The sequence below is a fragment of the Deinococcus sp. AJ005 genome (assembly GCF_009017495.1).
GTDB lineage: Bacteria > Deinococcota > Deinococci > Deinococcales > Deinococcaceae > Deinococcus.
Genome location: NZ_CP044991.1, coordinates 1 through 16870, shown reverse-complemented (window position 1 = coordinate 16870; position 16870 = coordinate 1). Strand labels below are relative to the sequence as shown.

17 protein-coding genes are annotated in these 16870 nt (G+C 62.4%); 7 read left to right on the top strand and 10 right to left on the bottom strand.

Annotated features, from left to right (window positions below):
• Positions 1–74: 74 nt before the first annotated feature.
• Positions 75–1736 carry an MBL fold metallo-hydrolase gene (locus DAAJ005_RS18305; RefSeq protein ID WP_151848691.1) on the top strand — a complete coding sequence of 554 codons (1662 nt, stop codon included), beginning with the start codon at positions 75–77 and terminating at the stop codon, positions 1734–1736.
• Positions 1737–1803: 67 nt separating this feature from the next.
• Here the strand turns inward: DAAJ005_RS18305 and DAAJ005_RS18300 are convergent, their stop codons facing one another.
• A complete protein-coding gene (locus tag DAAJ005_RS18300) occupies positions 1804–2910 on the bottom strand; it encodes a permease prefix domain 1-containing protein (RefSeq protein WP_151848690.1) in 1107 nt (368 codons plus the stop codon).
• Entirely contained in the window at positions 2907–3269 is a 363-nt protein-coding gene (locus DAAJ005_RS18295; RefSeq protein WP_151848689.1) for a PadR family transcriptional regulator, read from the bottom strand. The genes DAAJ005_RS18300 and DAAJ005_RS18295 overlap by 4 nt, the downstream gene beginning before the upstream one ends.
• A 192-nt stretch (positions 3270–3461) precedes the next feature.
• On the opposite strand from DAAJ005_RS18295, the gene DAAJ005_RS18290 reads away from it, so the two are divergent.
• Entirely contained in the window at positions 3462–4106 is a 645-nt protein-coding gene (locus tag DAAJ005_RS18290; protein ID WP_192930990.1) for a tol-pal system YbgF family protein, read from the top strand.
• Positions 4107–4124: 18 nt separating this feature from the next.
• On the opposite strand, the gene DAAJ005_RS18285 is transcribed toward DAAJ005_RS18290, so the two are convergent.
• Positions 4125–4373: a hypothetical protein gene (locus DAAJ005_RS18285; protein WP_151848687.1), complete on the bottom strand. Its 249-nt coding sequence runs from the start codon at positions 4371–4373 to the stop codon at positions 4125–4127.
• 168 nt (positions 4374–4541) lie between these two features.
• On the opposite strand from DAAJ005_RS18285, the gene DAAJ005_RS18280 reads away from it, so the two are divergent.
• Entirely contained in the window at positions 4542–4889 is a 348-nt protein-coding gene (locus tag DAAJ005_RS18280) for a hypothetical protein (RefSeq protein ID WP_151848686.1), read from the top strand.
• 172 nt (positions 4890–5061) lie between these two features.
• Here DAAJ005_RS18280 and DAAJ005_RS18275 read toward each other — a convergent pair whose 3' ends face one another.
• Positions 5062–5571, bottom strand: a complete 510-nt coding sequence (locus tag DAAJ005_RS18275) for a hypothetical protein (protein WP_151848685.1) — start codon at positions 5569–5571, stop codon at positions 5062–5064.
• A 297-nt stretch (positions 5572–5868) separates the two neighbouring features.
• Here DAAJ005_RS18275 and DAAJ005_RS18270 point away from each other — a divergent pair, with 297 nt between their 5' ends.
• Positions 5869–6153, top strand: a complete 285-nt coding sequence (locus DAAJ005_RS18270) for a type II toxin-antitoxin system HigB family toxin (RefSeq protein ID WP_192930989.1) — start codon at positions 5869–5871, stop codon at positions 6151–6153.
• A gap of 29 nt (positions 6154–6182) precedes the next feature.
• Positions 6183–6602 (top strand): type II toxin-antitoxin system HigA family antitoxin, encoded by a 420-nt coding sequence (locus DAAJ005_RS18265; RefSeq protein WP_151848683.1) that lies wholly within the window; start codon positions 6183–6185, stop codon positions 6600–6602.
• A gap of 13 nt (positions 6603–6615) precedes the next feature.
• Here the strand turns inward: DAAJ005_RS18265 and DAAJ005_RS18260 are convergent, their stop codons facing one another.
• The 4 genes from DAAJ005_RS18260 to DAAJ005_RS18245 form a co-directional block, all read right to left on the bottom strand.
• Positions 6616–7440 carry a hypothetical protein gene (locus tag DAAJ005_RS18260; protein ID WP_151848682.1) on the bottom strand — a complete coding sequence of 275 codons (825 nt, stop codon included), beginning with the start codon at positions 7438–7440 and terminating at the stop codon, positions 6616–6618.
• A gap of 74 nt (positions 7441–7514) precedes the next feature.
• The gene (locus tag DAAJ005_RS18255; protein WP_151848681.1) at positions 7515–7925 is read right to left on the bottom strand and encodes a hypothetical protein; all 411 of its coding nucleotides are present in this window, start codon (positions 7923–7925) and stop codon (positions 7515–7517) included.
• Between the two features lie 167 nt (positions 7926–8092).
• Entirely contained in the window at positions 8093–9550 is a 1458-nt protein-coding gene (locus tag DAAJ005_RS18250) for a hypothetical protein (RefSeq protein WP_151848680.1), read from the bottom strand.
• A gap of 166 nt (positions 9551–9716) precedes the next feature.
• Positions 9717–10145 (bottom strand): hypothetical protein, encoded by a 429-nt coding sequence (locus DAAJ005_RS18245; protein ID WP_151848679.1) that lies wholly within the window; start codon positions 10143–10145, stop codon positions 9717–9719.
• Between the two features lie 67 nt (positions 10146–10212).
• Between DAAJ005_RS18245 and DAAJ005_RS18240 the strand changes: the two genes are divergently transcribed.
• Positions 10213–12060 (top strand): BTAD domain-containing putative transcriptional regulator, encoded by a 1848-nt coding sequence (locus DAAJ005_RS18240; protein WP_192930988.1) that lies wholly within the window; start codon positions 10213–10215, stop codon positions 12058–12060.
• A 192-nt stretch (positions 12061–12252) separates the two neighbouring features.
• Complete coding sequence (locus DAAJ005_RS18235; protein WP_151848677.1) at positions 12253–12783, top strand: hypothetical protein; 531 nt, start codon at positions 12253–12255, stop codon at positions 12781–12783.
• Between the two features lie 37 nt (positions 12784–12820).
• Here DAAJ005_RS18235 and DAAJ005_RS18230 read toward each other — a convergent pair whose 3' ends face one another.
• The gene (locus DAAJ005_RS18230; RefSeq protein ID WP_151848676.1) at positions 12821–13675 is read right to left on the bottom strand and encodes a hypothetical protein; all 855 of its coding nucleotides are present in this window, start codon (positions 13673–13675) and stop codon (positions 12821–12823) included.
• A gap of 171 nt (positions 13676–13846) precedes the next feature.
• Entirely contained in the window at positions 13847–16870 is a 3024-nt protein-coding gene (locus DAAJ005_RS18225) for a Tn3 family transposase (protein WP_151848675.1), read from the bottom strand.

Genomic DNA, 16870 nt, shown 5'->3' with positions numbered 1-16870 from the left:
ATCATGACCTGGGCACCAAAACAGGAGCGGCGCTGTTCTGAGAACCGTCTCACGGCACCGGCCACAATGGTCCCATGAGTGACCTGCATTTCCTGGGCTTGGGCGGCACCGATGAGGTGGGGGCCAGCAGCTACCTCTATCGCCTCGCCGAGGGCAACCTGCTGATCGACGCCGGAGCGCGGCCTGGGTCCATCGGAGACGTCGCACTGCCCCAGCTCGGGTTGCTCGCTGAGCATCCGCCCGCCGCGATGGTGCTGACCCACGCCCACCTGGACCACGTCGGCGCACTGCCGGTGGTCATCCGGCGGTTCCCCAAGCTGGCCATCTACTGCACCGAGGCCACCGCCCGCATCGCCACCCTGGTTCTGGGCGACACCCTCAAAGTCACCACCATGCAAGGCCAGCCGCTGTTCAGTGCGGGCGAGATGAAGCGCACCCTCGAACGCCTGCGGCCCGTGCCGTACTTCACGCGCATCAATGATCACGGCTTCGCCTTCACCCTCTTTCCCAGTGGCCATCTCCTGGGGGCGGCCAGCGTGCTGATGGAGAGCGGGGGCCGCGCGGTGTTCCACACCGGGGACGTCAGCAACATCTCGACGCCAGTGGTGGACGCTGCGTGGCTGCCTGCTGCGGTCACGCCTGTGGATGCCGTGGTCTCCGAGAGCACCTACGGGGACACGCTGCTGCCCAGCCGCAAAGAACAGGTGCGCGCCTTCGTCACCGCCATCGGCGAGACCCTACGCGGGGGCGGGCGGGTGCTGATCCCATCCTTCGCCCTGGGCCGGGCGCAGGAGATCACCCAGATCCTTCAGACGGCCATGATGAGCGGGCTGCTGCCGAGTGTCCCAATCCACCTCGATGGCCTGACGCGGGGCATCACGGAAGCCTACGAGGACATGCTGCCGCTGCTGCCCGAGGCGCTCCAGAACCGCAGCAAAGTCAGCAAACAGCGCCCCTTCCTGACCGGCACCGTGAACCTGGTCAAGGACAGGCGCGAGCGGGATGGCATCCTGGCCTCGGAACGGCCTGCGGTGGTCATCGCTTCCAGTGGCATGCTCCACGCCGGGGCCAGTCCCCAGTACGCCCGTGCGTGGCTGCCACACGCCGAGAACGCGCTGTTCGTCGTTGGCTATCAGGATGCCGAGAGTCCAGGGCGCAGACTCCTCGAACTCCAGCAAGGCGGTGAGGTCATGCTGCCCGCGCAGAACGGCGGCAAGGGTGGGGGCGGTTTCGAGCCAGTGTCGGCCTACTCGCGGGTGGAGCGCTTCTACCTGTCGGCCCACGCGGACCGGGGCGGTCTACTCGGGATGATTGCGCGGTACGCGCCAGGGAAGGTGATCCTGACCCACGGCGAGCTGCGGGCGCGCAGCAACCTGGCGGGCTACCTGAACAGCAAGCACGATGTGGGGCTGCCCGAGGCCGGGGAGCTGGTGCCGCTCAAGGACAGCGGGAAGCGCCGGGGTTCATTCATGAATACGGCCCCGAAGAAGCTGGAGGCCATGAAGGAGCGCCACGCCCGGACCACCGTGAAGGTGCGCTATGACCCCGAGACGCACGAGGTCCGCATCGCGCTGCCAGACACGCTGGACGGCGCACTGTTCGGAGAGGGGGACTATACGCTGGAAGTGCTGCGCGGCAAGACCAGCCGGGTCAAGTTGCGCGAGCATGACGCCGAAGCGCTGGAAGGGCAGCGGCAGGCCGAGGAAGACCGCGCCGCTGAGGAGACCGTGGCGTAGCCGGGGGAGCTGCCGTTTCCCGCCGATCTTCCAAGGCTCACCTTGCCTCTGCCAGGGGCAGACCTGCTCAGGGCTGCTTTTTCACCGATGCGGGCGAAACGACGGTGTAGGCATCCGGCCCGAATTTTCCGCTGAGCTTAAGCAGAAGAACAGGTGCGGGGTGCTGGGCGTCCCACTGACGCAACTTTGTGGTGTCGCGGTAGGGATCAAGGGCAAGTTGGAACTCATCGACGCTGCTGGCGAGCTTGAAGTTCTGCACGCCGTTGTCGATACGGAAGTCAAGCTGCCCCGCTTTGGCCTGATTGATGTTGGTCTTTAAGACGATGCTACCGCTGTCCAACTGCTCACCGCCCGCTGTTTGGGAGAACCATTCGCCGAAGACGGGCATGATGAGAGCGTAAACACCGTCTGGTGCAAATGTGCCCGTAAAGGCCACCTCGCCCGTGTCGCCGATGGGTTCCAGACGGCTTAGGATTGCTCCGGCATTGAGCTGTGGTCCTGATGACCTGATTAGCCGCATGTACAGGTCATTGAGAACCCGCCAATCCTGCGTTTCCAGGGTGATGCGGGCTTGCCCAGCCTGAATGGTGGGATTGTTCCAACCGCCCACGTTGATATCTGCACCTGTATTGAACAGGCCGCCGAGGAAGGTCCCCAGATTGAGGTACGTCTTTCCATCCTGCGTCAGGGTGGCGCTCGGTGCCTGAGCTGTATTGAGCGGGTAGCTGGGCCTGGGAGCACCAGGAATGGTGACTGTGGCGCTGTCTGCCGGGCCGCTCAGCTCACCTCCTGCTTTCTGAACGGCTTCTTTCAACTGCTGGAAATCCAGATAGCTGGACGCTCCGTAGTTTTCCGACCGACTGTAAATGCTCTGCACCTGCGCAAGCCCCTGCGGCAGCGCGGAGAAGATGGCGGTGGCCAGCAGCGCACTCAACACGCCCGCCTTGCCCAGTGCCGGAAACGTATGCACGTCCAGCATCCCGCCGCTGACCTGCGCGGGTGCGCCCAGTTCGCGCAGGGTCTGGCGTTCGGCTTCGGCGGCGCTCAGGCCCGCCAAACGGAATTCCTGGCAGCGCTCGGCAATGTGGCCTTCCAGCTCCGTCTTCAACTCGCGCCGCGCCTTGCCCCACAGCCCGCGCGTGGCCTGCCTGACGTACTGTTCCGTCTGTTTCATGTCATGCCTCCGGTCAGGGTCCACAGTTTGCCCAGTTGCTGCGTGAAGGTCTGGAATTCGGCGCGGCGGATGGCCAGTTCGCGCCCGCCGCTTTCGGTCAGGGTGTACGCCTTGACCTGATTGCCACTGCGTGGGCCGTTGGTAAATTCGCTGCGGACAAAGCCCGCCTTCTCCAGTCGGTGCAGCGCTGGGTACAGGCTGCCCACCTTCAGGTCAAAGTAACCGTCGGTGGCGGTCTGGGCCAGTTTGCTGATCTCCAGGCCATATTTGGGCGGCCCCTGAATAATGCTGAGCAGGATCAGGTCGAGGTGACCGCGCAGCAGGTTGGCGTCGGGCGGGGTGGGCGGTGCGGTGGACATGAATGTGCCTCCTGTGTATCGGGCTGGCGTATTGGGTTTCTATATCGTGTTCCTATATACTGTCCCTGATGAGGTGGGATGTCAAGTCCTTTCTCTGCGCTCTTCGGAGAGAACCTGTTCCTTTCCCCAGACCCACTTCTGGTGAGACCCGCGAAAGAAGTTGCCAGAGAGTCAAAACTCTTATGCTTAGCTATGGACCAGATCGCGCGAGCGTGGGCAAGCTTTGAGGCTGATGACTACCGCTCGGCAGAAGCTGGGTTTCGTAGCATTCTGAACACGCCGGGAATAGACAAGGCACAGCAAGAGCAAGCCCAATTCGGACTGGGATATGCCCTCGCTTTTTTAGGCCAGTACGGTGAAGCTCGGGAGATGTTCGGGCAGCTTTATCACCACGCGGGCCTGCGGGGAGAATGGGTGGCTGAACACCGTGCGCTTCACCAAGTAGGCATGGTGGAGCGTATGGCCGAGAATTGGGAGGCAGCTCAGACCTGTTTTGAGCGGGAGCGACAGTTGATCGAGCAGCACGGCAGTCCTGATCTGGCGGTGTCCGTCAACGCCTACGAACTCGGTCTGGTTGCACTTCATCTCGGCCAGGCTGACGTGTCGCGGCTGTGGTTTTCCACCTGCCTGACCCACGCGGAACGCACTGACGATTTGATCGCTGTGGCCTGTGCCTACCGTGGCCTGGGTGACTGGTTTCAACATCAGGGCGAACTCGTTGCCGCCTCGGATGTTTGGGAGAAAGCGCTTCTGATCTTCCAGGAGGCGGACAACCCGAAGGCTGTCCGCGAGGTGCAAGAGCGCCAAGCCGCTTTGGGTGGACTTGGCGTCCGGTAACTGGCTCTACCGAAAAGCTCAAGGAGAGGGGGGAGGCGTGGATTTCTTGACCTTGCCGATCCAGCGGACAGACCATTGAGAGGTAGTGACGCGAGCCTTGTGATGGGCGAGCAGGTAGGCCGTGGAAGTAGCGGTGTCCTGATCCAGACCAATCGCCAGCAGGTGGGCTGCCAGTTCTGAAACCGGGGCTGCCTCCACCAATTCGAGCTGGCCTTTGCTCTTGATCTCATAGGTGCAACGGGGAAGTTTGGGGCCGCGAGCTGTCATGGGATCATGGTACGAAACGGCGCAGGAGCCAGGGCTGGGTAGGCCGTTTTCCCTCCCCCATTTCTCCTCTACCTAAAGCCAGTTAGAGGAGAGAAAACTGCTCGCGTCATCATCGGATAGATCTTTTGGTTTCACCTGGACTGCGCTTTTTCGATGATACTTTAGGTTATGAACGAAGATTTAAAACCACAACTTATCACTATATCGTTAGTTGTAAGTGATGATGGCGTTGAAGATGAGCGGTTTGGCACAACAAAACTAGCGAAAGAAGTTACTGATAAAATACAAAGCTTAATAGATGAATATGAATTATCTGTAGAATGGATTTCTACATCTTACAATCAACTTCCCTCTATAAAATCTGCTCGATGTGAAAATTGTGGAGCCTGGACTACTGACAGCATGAGTAATGAGAAGGTAGGGGCCAGTTATTATCTTCTTAACGCTGGTACTCTCTATGAGGGCAGGTTATTGTGTGATCTCTGTCTTCCAGAAGATCACCCCCTGTATTTCTGATTGAATTCACGAAAAGCCGAAGCCCCAGCAAAGAGCTGAACTGAGTACAGACTTGCAGGGCTTTGGGTGTCTCTTGGAGGTAGCCCTGGCCTAAGCTGAGCGACATTTCCCCCAATCACGTCCCCTGACCTAATCCCTGTTAGAAAAGAAAGTCAGTTCGTTTGAATCCGTGTCAGTAGTTGGACCAAGACTCCAGTTTTTTCGGCTGCCCAGCTTGAAACGAGACGCCTACCGAGTGTTCACCATCAATTTCTGTGTCAAAACCCAGCACACAGTCACCCTCTGCACTGTCTTCAAGAATCATCAGACCCATCAAGACAAATTGAGTGCTGAACGTTGTGTCGTCCATCTCAGACCAACGGGGCAGCGTGCTATCCGTTTCCCAATGCGGTTTGCCTTCCTTGTCAAGCAGGCCCCAGCGGTTCAGATCGCCCAGCACATCGGCATAGGCAAAACTTGCCGCTGCCTGCCGCAAGTCGTGAAGGTGGGTCTTTGCCCAGGCCAACGCGTTTAAGCTGGATTCATCTGGTGTGGTGGCGGACGAGGCAGGCAACTTCACAAGCAGTTCGCCATCGGGAGCAGACATCTCCCCAGTCCATTCCCCGTCCTCTTCTTCGCAGATCAAGTTCAGGTTCAAGGCAAGATGGTGATACTCGATGGTTTCAAAATCTGGCAGAGTCACGCTTTACTCTTATATCAGGCGTCACCTCAAGATCCGTGCCCCCTCCTGTGCTAAGCGGAAGAGAAGGCTCAAATTTCTCGGCTTGAGCCAGCCCTGCACTGAGAACGCCGCCTACTGATCTGCCTGTGTCCCCATCAAGCTCTACTTCAACCGGGACGCCACCAGACTGCCAGAAACACGACGTTTTTCAGACCCCAAAACGGGAGGGTTCAAATGGGACAGCGGGCCGCCGTCTCTTGCCGGGTCTTCATTTCAAGCTTGCCTTTTATGCGCTCATCGCATAGACTGAGCAGAGCGATGAATGTCATCACCTCCGCCACCCTCCGCCGCGTTCAGGACGAGTATCCAGACGCCGCCGACGCGCTGGAAGACTGGCACACCATCGTCCGCCGGACCACCTTCGGCACCTTTGCCGACATCCGGGACACCTTCGCCACGGCGAGCTGGGTGGGGCCGGACTACGTGATCTTCAATATTCGGGGCAACCACTACCGCCTCATCACCCGCGTGAATTTCCCCTACCAGAGCTTTTTCCTCAAGCACTTCCTGACGCACGCCGACTATGACCACTGGCAGCCCTGACCCATGACCCGCCGCAAGGAGACCTCACCATGACTGATGCCCACACTGTGCTGAGCGCCTGGGCCAACCTCCCCCCCGAAGTGCGCGCCCTGGCCGCCCCCATTCACACCGAAGACCAGTACGACGAGGCACTCGCCACCTTCGAGGCGGTCTGGAATGAGGTGGATGGCCAGGCCGATCATCCCCTCGGCAGCCTGTTCGAGCTGCTGCGTGACCGCATCATGGCCTATGAGGAGCGCGCGTTCCCCACACCAGCGTCACCGCCGCACCGTCTGCTGGCCTTTTTGATGAATCAGCGGGCCATGACCCAGACAGAGTTGGCCGGGGTTCTGGGGATCACGCAGGGGAACGTGAGCCGCCTGCTGGGCGGCAAGACGGCACTCTCGCTGGAGGCCGTGCGGAAGTTGGCCGCGCACTTCCACGTTCGCCCAGAGGTGTTTCTGGGCTGATGGCCAGGCCTCCTTACCGTAAGGTCCAGACGGCCAGTTCCTCTGCGGGCAGGGCCGTCCAGCGCCTGTCCGCCACGCCAAACTCGCCTGCATAGGGAAGAGACTGATCGGTGTTCAGCACCGCATTCCAGCCGGGCTTGAGGGTCACGCTGGCCCGCACATGGACTTGCTGAATAGACTTCCAACCCGGCGGCTGGGTTTGCTCTGAACCGTTGATGCAGCGGTTCTCGCCAGAGACCGTGACCTCCTCGGGGGAATAAATCAGGAACGCCACCTTCGAGGGCGCAACAGCCGAAGCCTGGGTCACGCTGGGCCGGATGTTGATCCACTCTGGGATAAACGATGTCTGAGGGTGCAAGGAAGCCGCCTTCGTCCGGGCAATGCTGTCCTGCCAGCGCACCAGCAGGGTTACGAACAGCACCCGCACCTCTGGATTGCTGCTGAATGTCAGTTCGGTGACAGGGCAGAGCGTGCCCTCGCCGCCGATCCATTCACGCAATTTCGTGGTGTATCCCTGGGTCCGCTCTAGCGGAGCCGTGACCTTGATGGTGCCGGTGGACGTCAAAGTGCCAACCTCCACGGCGGGGCCGCCCTGCTGGTTCTGGTACTGATAGAGGTCTACGTCCCGGCTGGCCTTCCAGTCCTTCACCACGCCGCCGAGCGTGTAAGTCTCGCCCAGGCCAGAGCTGCTGACCGGAGGCAACGGTTCGCGCGGTAAGTCACGGTAGAGGGGCCGCAATTCGTCCGCAGTCATGACGCGGGGCGGAGGTGGAGGGGTGGTGTCGCGGCACGCGCTGAGCAGGGCCGTGCAGAGGAGGGCCAGGGGCAGCAGTCGCATGAGCGGGAAAGTCTGATGCATACGGTTCACCTCATTTCGAGCAGTGTTGACTTCGATGTCACGACGTGGTCAACCTAGCAACCGTCAATGGACGGTACGGTGACCGACTTCTGCCGCAGGACCGTCCCCTTCTGATCGTAGACCTCGTATTTGAAGGTCACATCTTTCCCCTTAAGGCTGGGGCCACACCGGTTGCCGACATTGAACTGGTAGAACGTGTTGTCCGGCTCCACCGGGTAAGACGATCCCTGGAACGCCTGGGCACCCACGAACAGTTTGGCCGAGACCGCCTGGGCCACCACACCGGCAGGCAGGGCGTCCGTGCGGACCAGCACGTTGAACCGCCCATCAGCGTTGGTGTTAAGCGCCGTGGAGAACGACTCGACAGGAGTGCTGAAGGAGAGGGACAGGTCATTGGCGACGGGGAACTTGCCGCACGAGAACAGCGTCAAGGCCATCAAGCCGATCACAGCGTTGAGTTTCATTTCTCTCCCGGTGACACAAGAATTTTTTGAGTTTGAACGAGACCGGCCACTTTCCCCTGGCCCGTCGCCCTGGCTAAACCGATGCTGCTGACCAGGGGTGCCCCCCGATAAAAACTGAGGTTCACCGTATTCCCCCTTTGTTCAAGGAAGCACCTGCATGGCTGCCGCTAAGGCCGTTTCACCTCGCCCGTGATCACGCTCCCGTCGTCCTGTATGTAGCGCACGCGGTAGACCGGGATCTTCGAGGCATCATGGATCGGCGGCTCGACGCTCTTGATCCCCAGCGCGTTGAACAGCTCCAGCCGCCCCACCGTCGTCTGGCCATCCGACAACTCCAGGGTGGCTTCCAGGTACGGCATGAAGGGCCGGGCCTGGGCCTTGAGTTTCAGGTCAAAGGTGGTGATCTTGCCGCTCACCGTCAGGGTGCGGCCATTCAAGGTGGCCGTCCCCGCCGTCCTCGCCTCGGTGTCGCTGACGCGCGTGGTGGTCAGATCGAGCTTCAGGGTGGAGTCCACGGTAGGAACGTTCCACTTCCCCCCCGCCCAGGTCTGGAACCGCCAGTTTTCGTCTGCGGGCGCAGCGGGTGTGCCGTTCGTGGGCCGGGTCACCGCCAGGAAGCCGGAGGGAGTGGCCTGAACGGATTCTGTAGAGCCGACGCGGTATTGCTGAACTTTCTGGCCGCTGTTCAGGTCCAGCAGGCCCACCTCGCTCAGCGTGAACGGAACATAGGAATTCTGGCGGTCCACGGTGCCGACGCTGTAGACCACCTGATCCGGCTGCCCGGAGACCGGTTCAAGATTCACTGCCTCGCAGGACCACAAGGCGATCTCACGCTGGAGCTGACCCGACGCGCTGCGGACCTGAACCAGCCCATCTGGAGAAGTGAGGAGCAGCCGCTCCTCGCCCGTCGCGGTTTTGATCGACTCGATGCCCACGCCCACGCCGCCCCGCCGGTCACAGCCTGCGGGCGCGGGGCGGGCCGGGACCTCAAAGCGGCGGCCATCCCGGCGGTTTTGTACCTGAACGGGGCGGCCTTCCGGGCGCTGACCCACCATCCCCACCACGGCCCAGGTGGCGTCCGCGCTCAGCGCCATGACCGCCAGCCCAGACGGCAGGGCGGCCAGGGGCCGCTTCTCGCGGGTGCGGGTGTCGTAGTCCTGCTGCCCTCCCGTGCCCTCGCCGTACAGCCCGTACAACGCGGTCTCCCCATCGCGGCTGAGGCTCCAGGCGTTGGGGTTGCCCTGGGGCAGGGGCCAACTGGGCAACGGGGCCAGCGTCTGGGCGTCGTACTGGACCATTTCCGCCTGATTCCCCTTCGGCTCACGCAGGGCCAGTAGCACGCCGTCTGCACGCCAGATCACCTGGGACGACAGCGACGGAAGCAGTTGCTTGGCCAGCACCTTCCCTGTCTGAACGTCGAACACCTCTAACGCCTGCTGATCTTTGACGTACACGCGGCTGGCTGTGGAATGGATCACGTCGATGCTGTGCTGCTGCGTCAGTTGCCCCTGCCACTGCCCGGACAGCACGTTCGGGTCCGTCATGGGGAGTTCTACCGGCTTGTACTCGTTGCCACAGGCGCTGAGCAGGCCCAGGGCCAGGCAGACGGGGAGCAGAGTCTTCATGGCTGTGCCTTCAGGCGGCCCGTGATGATGGAGGAATCGGTTCTGGCACAAAGGGTCAGATTGAGGGAGGTGATGGCGACGAGACCGAGAGACAGATGACGCATGGGAACTCCTGATGTGAACGAGGGTGGCGGGGCAGGCGGGCGGTGCCATTTAGGAGGAATATTTAGCAGGGGCCGAGTCTGATGATGTTCAAGCTGTTCTGCTGAACCACTGCGCCGCCCTCCCCGTACAGCTCATAACGCATCACAACGCTCTTGTCTTGTGGCAGCACCTTGCAGGGTGAGGTCACCACCCACTGATACCGCGAGTCCGTCTCGACGGTGAACAGCTCTCCCTGGCTGAAGCCCTGGTCCCCAATAAATAACGTCCCCGCCTTGACGGCGCTGGCGGTGGCTTGGTCCAACCGTTCAGAGCGAACCCTGAGTTGGGTATTCCCCGAAAAACCCACCTCACGCGTCGCCGCATTCCCATCGGTGCCGAAGTCCACCCCTGCGGAACTGATGCCGGGCAGGGTGGCGCAGGAAGCGAGCAGGGCCAGACCGATGCCACTCAGGCCCAGGCCGAAGCGTTGCCGCATTGAGCTATGTCGCATGCCCTCCAGTGTAAAGGGGGGCCGGTTTGCAGGCGTTGAGCAGTGTGCTGCGCGGTATCCTGATCCCATGAGCCAGGTGCGGGACGCAGCCTACCGGGACGATTACGCCGGTGGTATTGCCCTGTTTCGCACCCTGCCCTGCCCCACGCCGCTGGACCTGCGCTGGGTGGGTATCTGTCTGACGCATGAGGTCCAGCTTCCCGAGGCCGAACTGCGCCTCAGACAGGCCACCCTGGGGGGTGACATGGCGGCGGGCATTCACCTCTCGGCGGTGCAGCTCCTGAACAGGACGACGGACCGCGCGCTGGCAACGCTGGAAAGTATTGACCCGGCAGCCCTGCCTGACGCCGACGCGGCGTTGTGGTACCGCGAGCGCTCACGGCTGGCCTGGCTGCTCGGCGATTCCAGAGACCGTCTCTTCGAGTTGGCCGAGCAAGCCTGGCATCTGGCCAGCGATGCCCCGGAACGGGTCCAGGTGGCCGTGGTGACGCTGCTGGGCCACCTCCACGGCCACTTTGGCGACTATGGCCGCGCGCTGGCCTACCTGGACTTTGCTGCCGAATACGCCCGGCCCCGGCAGCGTGAGTATGTGGCGCTGTGCCGCGCTGGGTACCTGATCGTCCTGGGCCGGGCAGAGGAGGCGCAGGTGCAGCTTGATTGCATCACCTCCGCCACCGTCGCTCCGCTCCGGGAGTTGGAACGCGCCGTGTTGTGGCGCAGTCAGGAACGCTGGGCCGAGGCACAGTTCATTCTGGAAGCCGTGCTGTCCAGCATCTTGAGCGATCCGGTCAAGGAACTGATGGTGCTGACAGAGTTGCTGGCCCTGATGACCGCTTCGGGGCAGGACGCCCTGGCCCGGCGGTATCTGTCGCGCGCCGATCATCTGGCAAAGGACACCTATGACCGTCTGCTGCTAGACCACCGCGCGGGACAGTGGCTCAGCCGCCAGGGCGATCCCCTGGGCGTGTTGCGGCTCCAGCGCTCTGCTGAGGGTCTGGAGCAGGCGGGTCATCTGGTCAAGGCCATTCCAGTCTGGTTGGCTCTTGCAGAGGCGCAGCCTGATCAGCGCTTCCATCATTTGCAACACGCCGCTCAGTTGGCTGCACAGACGGGAACCCCTCCTTTGCTGATCCCGGAATGGCCGCTGCTGCCCCAGACCCTTGAGCACCTGCTGGCTCAGCCTGAAACCGCCTTTGAGCGTCTGACGCTATTGGGAAAGGTTCCTGCGTCCCGCCTGAGTCTGAAAACGCTGGGCGAGGCTGGGCTGTGGCTGGACGGCGGGCGCGTCCGGTTCCGCCTGGGCCGCGCTGTGGAGGTGCTGTGCTACCTGCGCCGTTCCGGCGCAGTCACCCTGAAGGACGTGCAGCGTGACCTCTTCCCTGACGTTCCCCCCAAGCGGTCCAAAAATTACTTTCATCAGGTGCGGGTGGACATCGCCGCGCGGGTGCCTGGGCTGGTCATCGGCTTCGAGGCCGCGCAGGGACGCTACCGTTTGCAGGGTGAGGCGGCACTGGTCTGGGATGTCGAAGAACTTGAAGCGGCGCTGCGCCGGGGCGCATGGCCGCAGCCTGCGCCGGAGAACGTGGTGTTTCTGCCCGCCGCCGCAAGTGAGTGGGCGCAGAGGGAGCGTGAACGGTTGAGTCGGTGGATCACCCAGGTGGGCCTGGAAACGATGGAGGACTGGTTTCAGACCGGTCAGTACGACAAGTGCATCTCGCTGGCAGACCGCCTGCTGCCTCTGGACCCGCTGGACGAGGGCCTGCACACCTTCCTGCTGAACGCGACGTATCAGGTCAAGGGGCGGGCGGCGGCGCGCATCCTGTCCCGCGCGAGTGCAGCCACCTTCATACGCGAGGTAGGCGAGGTGCCGCCGTTCCTGGAGCGCTTGGTGGGGCAGTGGGGGGCCTTGAACTGATTCTGACAACCCGCGTGATGCCCGCACCACCACGCTAACCTCAGCCATGCGTGCTTTGAGTTGCCTGTTGCTTGTGTCCAGCGCCGCCAGTTCAGCCAGTCCTGGTTCTCTGCGCCGCCGCGCTAGGGCTGGCAGGCCCCTGCGGCCCTCATTCAACGACACGTCCCACGCCATAATCCTGCCGAGCAGCGTGTGAAGCGCCCTTGGATATTCCTCGTCGCCCTGTCCTGCTCTGGGGCCATTGGCTGCGCCCCCACCCAGACCCATTCCAGCCACCTGTTGCGCCCTGGCACCAGTGTCAGCGGACTTGACGGCGTGCGGGTGTCCGCCCCCACGCAGTGGCGTGAGGGGCCAGCAACCGGGGTTCAAGTGACCATCACCCGCCTGGAGCGAGATGAACTGGAGTGGCCGATAGATCCAAGAGTAAGCCTGAGCCTGCCAATCTACCGTGTGCAGACTGAATTACCAGTGCTTGCAGGCGGCGGGGGCTGGTTTACAGTCTCACTGCCCACAGGTGGCGCGGACGCCACGTATTTCGCTCCCTGGCGCTTGAGTACCGCCACCTTTGACTCCGACGGGCCAGGAGGCAACCCAACGGACTGGCACTATGACTCCTCGGCCATCTTCAGCGCTGGAAACCTCAGCTTTGAGATCACAGGCTTCACCGATGACACCCATCTGTTCACCGCCATCACGCTGGACGAGCCGCGCACCCTGCCATAAATCGCGTCTCTGGTGCTTGACCCAACTGTCCTGAGCTTCAGCGGCTGCCCTGGGAGACCAGCGTGCCCGAGTAAGGCGAGGTTCCCGCGATCACCAGGATACCGATGCGGTCCCGGCCCTCTTGCTTGAACGTCCAGATGGTGCTGGATGCCACTAGGGTGTTCGCCTGGGTCACTACGGTCCAGCCCGCCTGGCGAAGCTGCGCGGTGTAGTGCGCCATCAGGGCTCCACGGCTGAGCGTGGTCTCAATCCGCGCGTTCTGGGTGACGCCGTCCGCGCCGTTGCTCATCCCGGTCTGACTCACGGTGCTGCCTTCCGGCGCACTCAGTTTGGGCAGGGTGAGATAGCCCGGCGGCACAGGCGGCGGCGCACTCAAGTAAGGCAAGATGCGCTCCACATCCTCGTCTACCTGTTGACTCAGGTTGACCCGCGTCACCGCGCCGACAACCGTTGTGGAGACCCGCAGCACCTGCGGCGGCGTGGTGCGGTAAAACGTCATGTTGCTGGGCGGTAAGCCCTGCTGAAACCCACCCTGCGCTTCAAAGGGGGAGCGTTCATTGCTCGCCTGTTTCCAGTCCGGCCCCAGGGCGGCGGCGAAGTGGGCGATGACCCGGCCCGGTGTCAGCTTCGAGTCCAGGTAGACCGTGGTGGTGTTCGGTCCACGCCCTGGGAGACCGGTCAAGGTGACGGTGCCGATGACCCGGCTGCCGGGGGGCAGCGTGGCAAGCAGATCGGCGGGAGCGGTGCCCAGTAGCACCTCTGGCCCGGCCTGACCGTCACCCGCGACGCGCTGAAGCAGTTCCTGGGCCGATGCGGCGGGCGTGGCGGTGGACTGAGCTTGGGCACTGCCGAGAAGCAGCGCCCCTGCCAACAACAAGGGGTGGAGTGACATACCTGATCATGCCGACGTGGGGCTGACGGGGGGTGAGAAGCCTGCCCAAGTCTTGTCATGGGGAGAAAAAAACTTTGTCCTGTGTTGCGAATTGCAGTTCACCCGGTTGGGAAGTGGAAATAGACGGGGAGACCTGAGAAGAGGAACAGCGAATTACTCTAGTGACCCGCACTACAATTTGATCTGTTCCAGGTAGGCTTCCAGAGTGTTCGGATCGCGCAAGCGCCTTAAACAGCCCCCGGTAATTTCGTCTGCCAGGGTGAAATCATATTTGCCGAGCATGTTCACATGCTCATGCAACAGCGGTGTTAAGCGGGCAATGTCCTCCTCCAGCACCCTTTGCCCGGTGTGACGCAGGTCATCGAGCGCCGCTGTCATGTAGCGGGTGTTCCAGAGGACGACAGCATTCACCACCAGACCGAGTGCGCCCAACTGGTCTTCCATTCCCTCCCGGTATCGTTGGCGGAGTTCACCCCTGTGGCCGTGGAACACTGCGCGCGCCACACCATGACGCTGTTCGCCCCGGTTAAGCTGCCGCAGGATGCGCCTGCGGTACGCTTCGTCCTGGACATAGTTCAGCAGGTACAGCGTCTTCTCGATCCGGCCCAGTTCCGCCACGGCGCGGCCCAGGCTCGACAGGCTGCCCCCGCGTTGCAAGGTCCGCATCACGCTGACCGCGCCCACCTTGCCGAGTTTCAGTGACCCGGCGAGCCTGAGCATGTCCTCCCAGTGGGCGGCGATCAGCCGCTCATCCAGGGGGTGCCGGCTCAGGTCATCCAGCGCGCCGTAATCCGCTTCCCGGTCCAGCCTCCAGAAGCGCTGGTCCGGGAGATCGGCAAGTCTGGGGCTGAATTTGTACCCCAGCAGGGCGAACAACCCGAACACCACGTCGCTGGAGCCGTGGGTATCGGCCATGATTTCTTGGGGGTCAAGTCGGGTCTGCTGTTCCAGCAGGCCCGCCAGGATGTACAGCGAGTCCCGCAGCGTCCCCGGAATCACGATGCCGTGAAAGCCAGTGAACTGGTCACTGGTGAAGTTGTAGTAGGTCACGCCCCGCTGAACACCAAAATACTTCCTGTTCCAACCCGCATGAATGGTGCGGACCGGGATGACAAAGCGCAAGCCGTCGGCGGAGGCCACCTCCCCACCGCCCCATGCCTGTGCCAGGGGCAGCTCATCTTGGGCGTCGACCAGGCGGGCATTCGCAGCGGTGATCGTGTCGGCCCGCACGTAGTTTTGCTGAATCCAGGACAGCCGGGAAAGGGTCAGGGCCAGAACGTCCGGCCTTGCCACGGCTTTCAAGCCGATGTTGCAGGCCTGCGCGAGCAGCACGGCACAGATGCTCAAAGGCAGATCACTCATGCGGGGTGGTCCGTCGGCGACATGGGTAAATGCATCGGCCAGTCCTGTGAAGGTATGAACTTCCATCAGCAACTCGGCCAGATCAATGACTGGCAGGCGCGCGGCGACTTGCGCCCGCAAATGTTGGAGACTCGGTGGCTCGTCCAGCGCTTCAGGTGAGGTTAACCTCACCCGGGTCTGACCGCTGTGCACGGTCAATGTCAGCGCCTTATTCTGGAGAAGGTTCCGCTCGACCTCACGGTAAGCATGGTCCAGTTCCAGCCGCAGCGCCTCCAGTTCACCGCGTACTTCCAACGGGCGGTTCAGAGCGCGGCAGACATCGTCGCGCACGTCTTCCCAGGCAGCTCCGTGCAGCAGTTCGGCTCTCGGATCACCGTGATGCTGGCTCCGCTCTACGAAGACTTCCCGGCGTTTCAGGGCGTGCCGTAAGCGGTCGAGGGCGCACAGCGTGTACGCCTGATGATCCACCTCGCCCTTTCCTGGGAAGACCCGGCGTTCCCAGGGTTTGGGGACGAAGCCCCGAGGTGCTTCATCCCACCTCGGCTTGCCGCCGCCCAGTTCATCCATGCGCTTCAGGAAGGCGAGAGCGTCCAGCAGGGGCCTGGCTCCTGCCGTGCCGCTGAAGGCCACGGTGACCAGCAGACTCCGCAGAAAGCGCCGCACGGTGGCGTAGGCACCGCTCAGGACCTCTGGCGCTGGGTCAGCGTCCGGGCTGGCGAGTTCCTGTACCGTCAGGGTGGCCGCCCGCAAGGGGGCTTCTCCGAGGCGCTCAAAGGCCAGTGCGCGCACGTCTTCAGGCTGGATATCTGGATCGAGCAGGACGGCCACAGCGTCCCGCAGCAGCAACGCCGCCTGGTCGAGGTCTTTCAGGGAACGCAGGCGTTCCCGTCTACGTTTGGCCTCGCCCCTGAGGGCCAGCTCGTTCATGACCTGGCTGAACATCTCCAGCACGTCGTCGGTGGCGCTGCGCTCCAGATGTTGAAGAAAGACCAGAAGGGTGGCCAGTCGGCGGTCCTCTCCCAGACGCTCGATCAGTTGCACCCGCACGGTGAGGGCATAACGCACCAGAACGGCCTGCCGGGATTCAGGCACATCGCTCAGATCAATCGTGCTGACACCGATGTCCCGAATCTGCGTGATCCGGTGAATGGCCTGAAAGAGTGCCGCTGTGCTGACCCGTGTGGGCGGCGTCCGGAACCTTTCCAGCGGCGTTTGCCAGTCTTTTTCTGGCAAGACCAGCAGGGCATTGAGCGTGACCTTCTGCGCTGGACTGAGGCGCTGGCTGAGGCCCTGGAACGTCCGGGCGGTGAATCGCTCGCGCACCCGGGCAATCAGGCGGGCCAGGACAGTGACGCCGGGAAGCACGATGCGCTGCTGGATGAGGTGGGCGGTTGCCAGATCAAAGAGAACGCTGGGACGGCTGGCGCTCAGCGCGAGCTGGGCATAGATCCAACGGATCAAGCGGAAGGTCTGAAAACGGTCAAACTCGCGGTAGTCCAGCGCGGCGATGATGCGTTGACGGTGGCTGTGGCGGGTCGCGCTGCGAACCGCGTATTTCGTAAATTGGCCTGCTTCGATATGGAGCTGCTGGGCCAAGTGCGCCACCACCAGAAGAGGCGTGTCCAATGGGTTTTGCAGGAAGGTGCCCAGGAACCGCAGGGTGCCGAGTTGTACGGCAAATCCCAGCTCATTCTCGGGGCGTCGGCGTTCAGCGATCAGGGTCAGTTCGGTTTCATTCAGGAAAAAGAACTGGGTGAGTTGTTCGGGGGTGGGATCGCCCTGGTAGCGCCCGTACCGTGAAGCCTGCTCATCGGTCAGGAACTCGACAGGCAT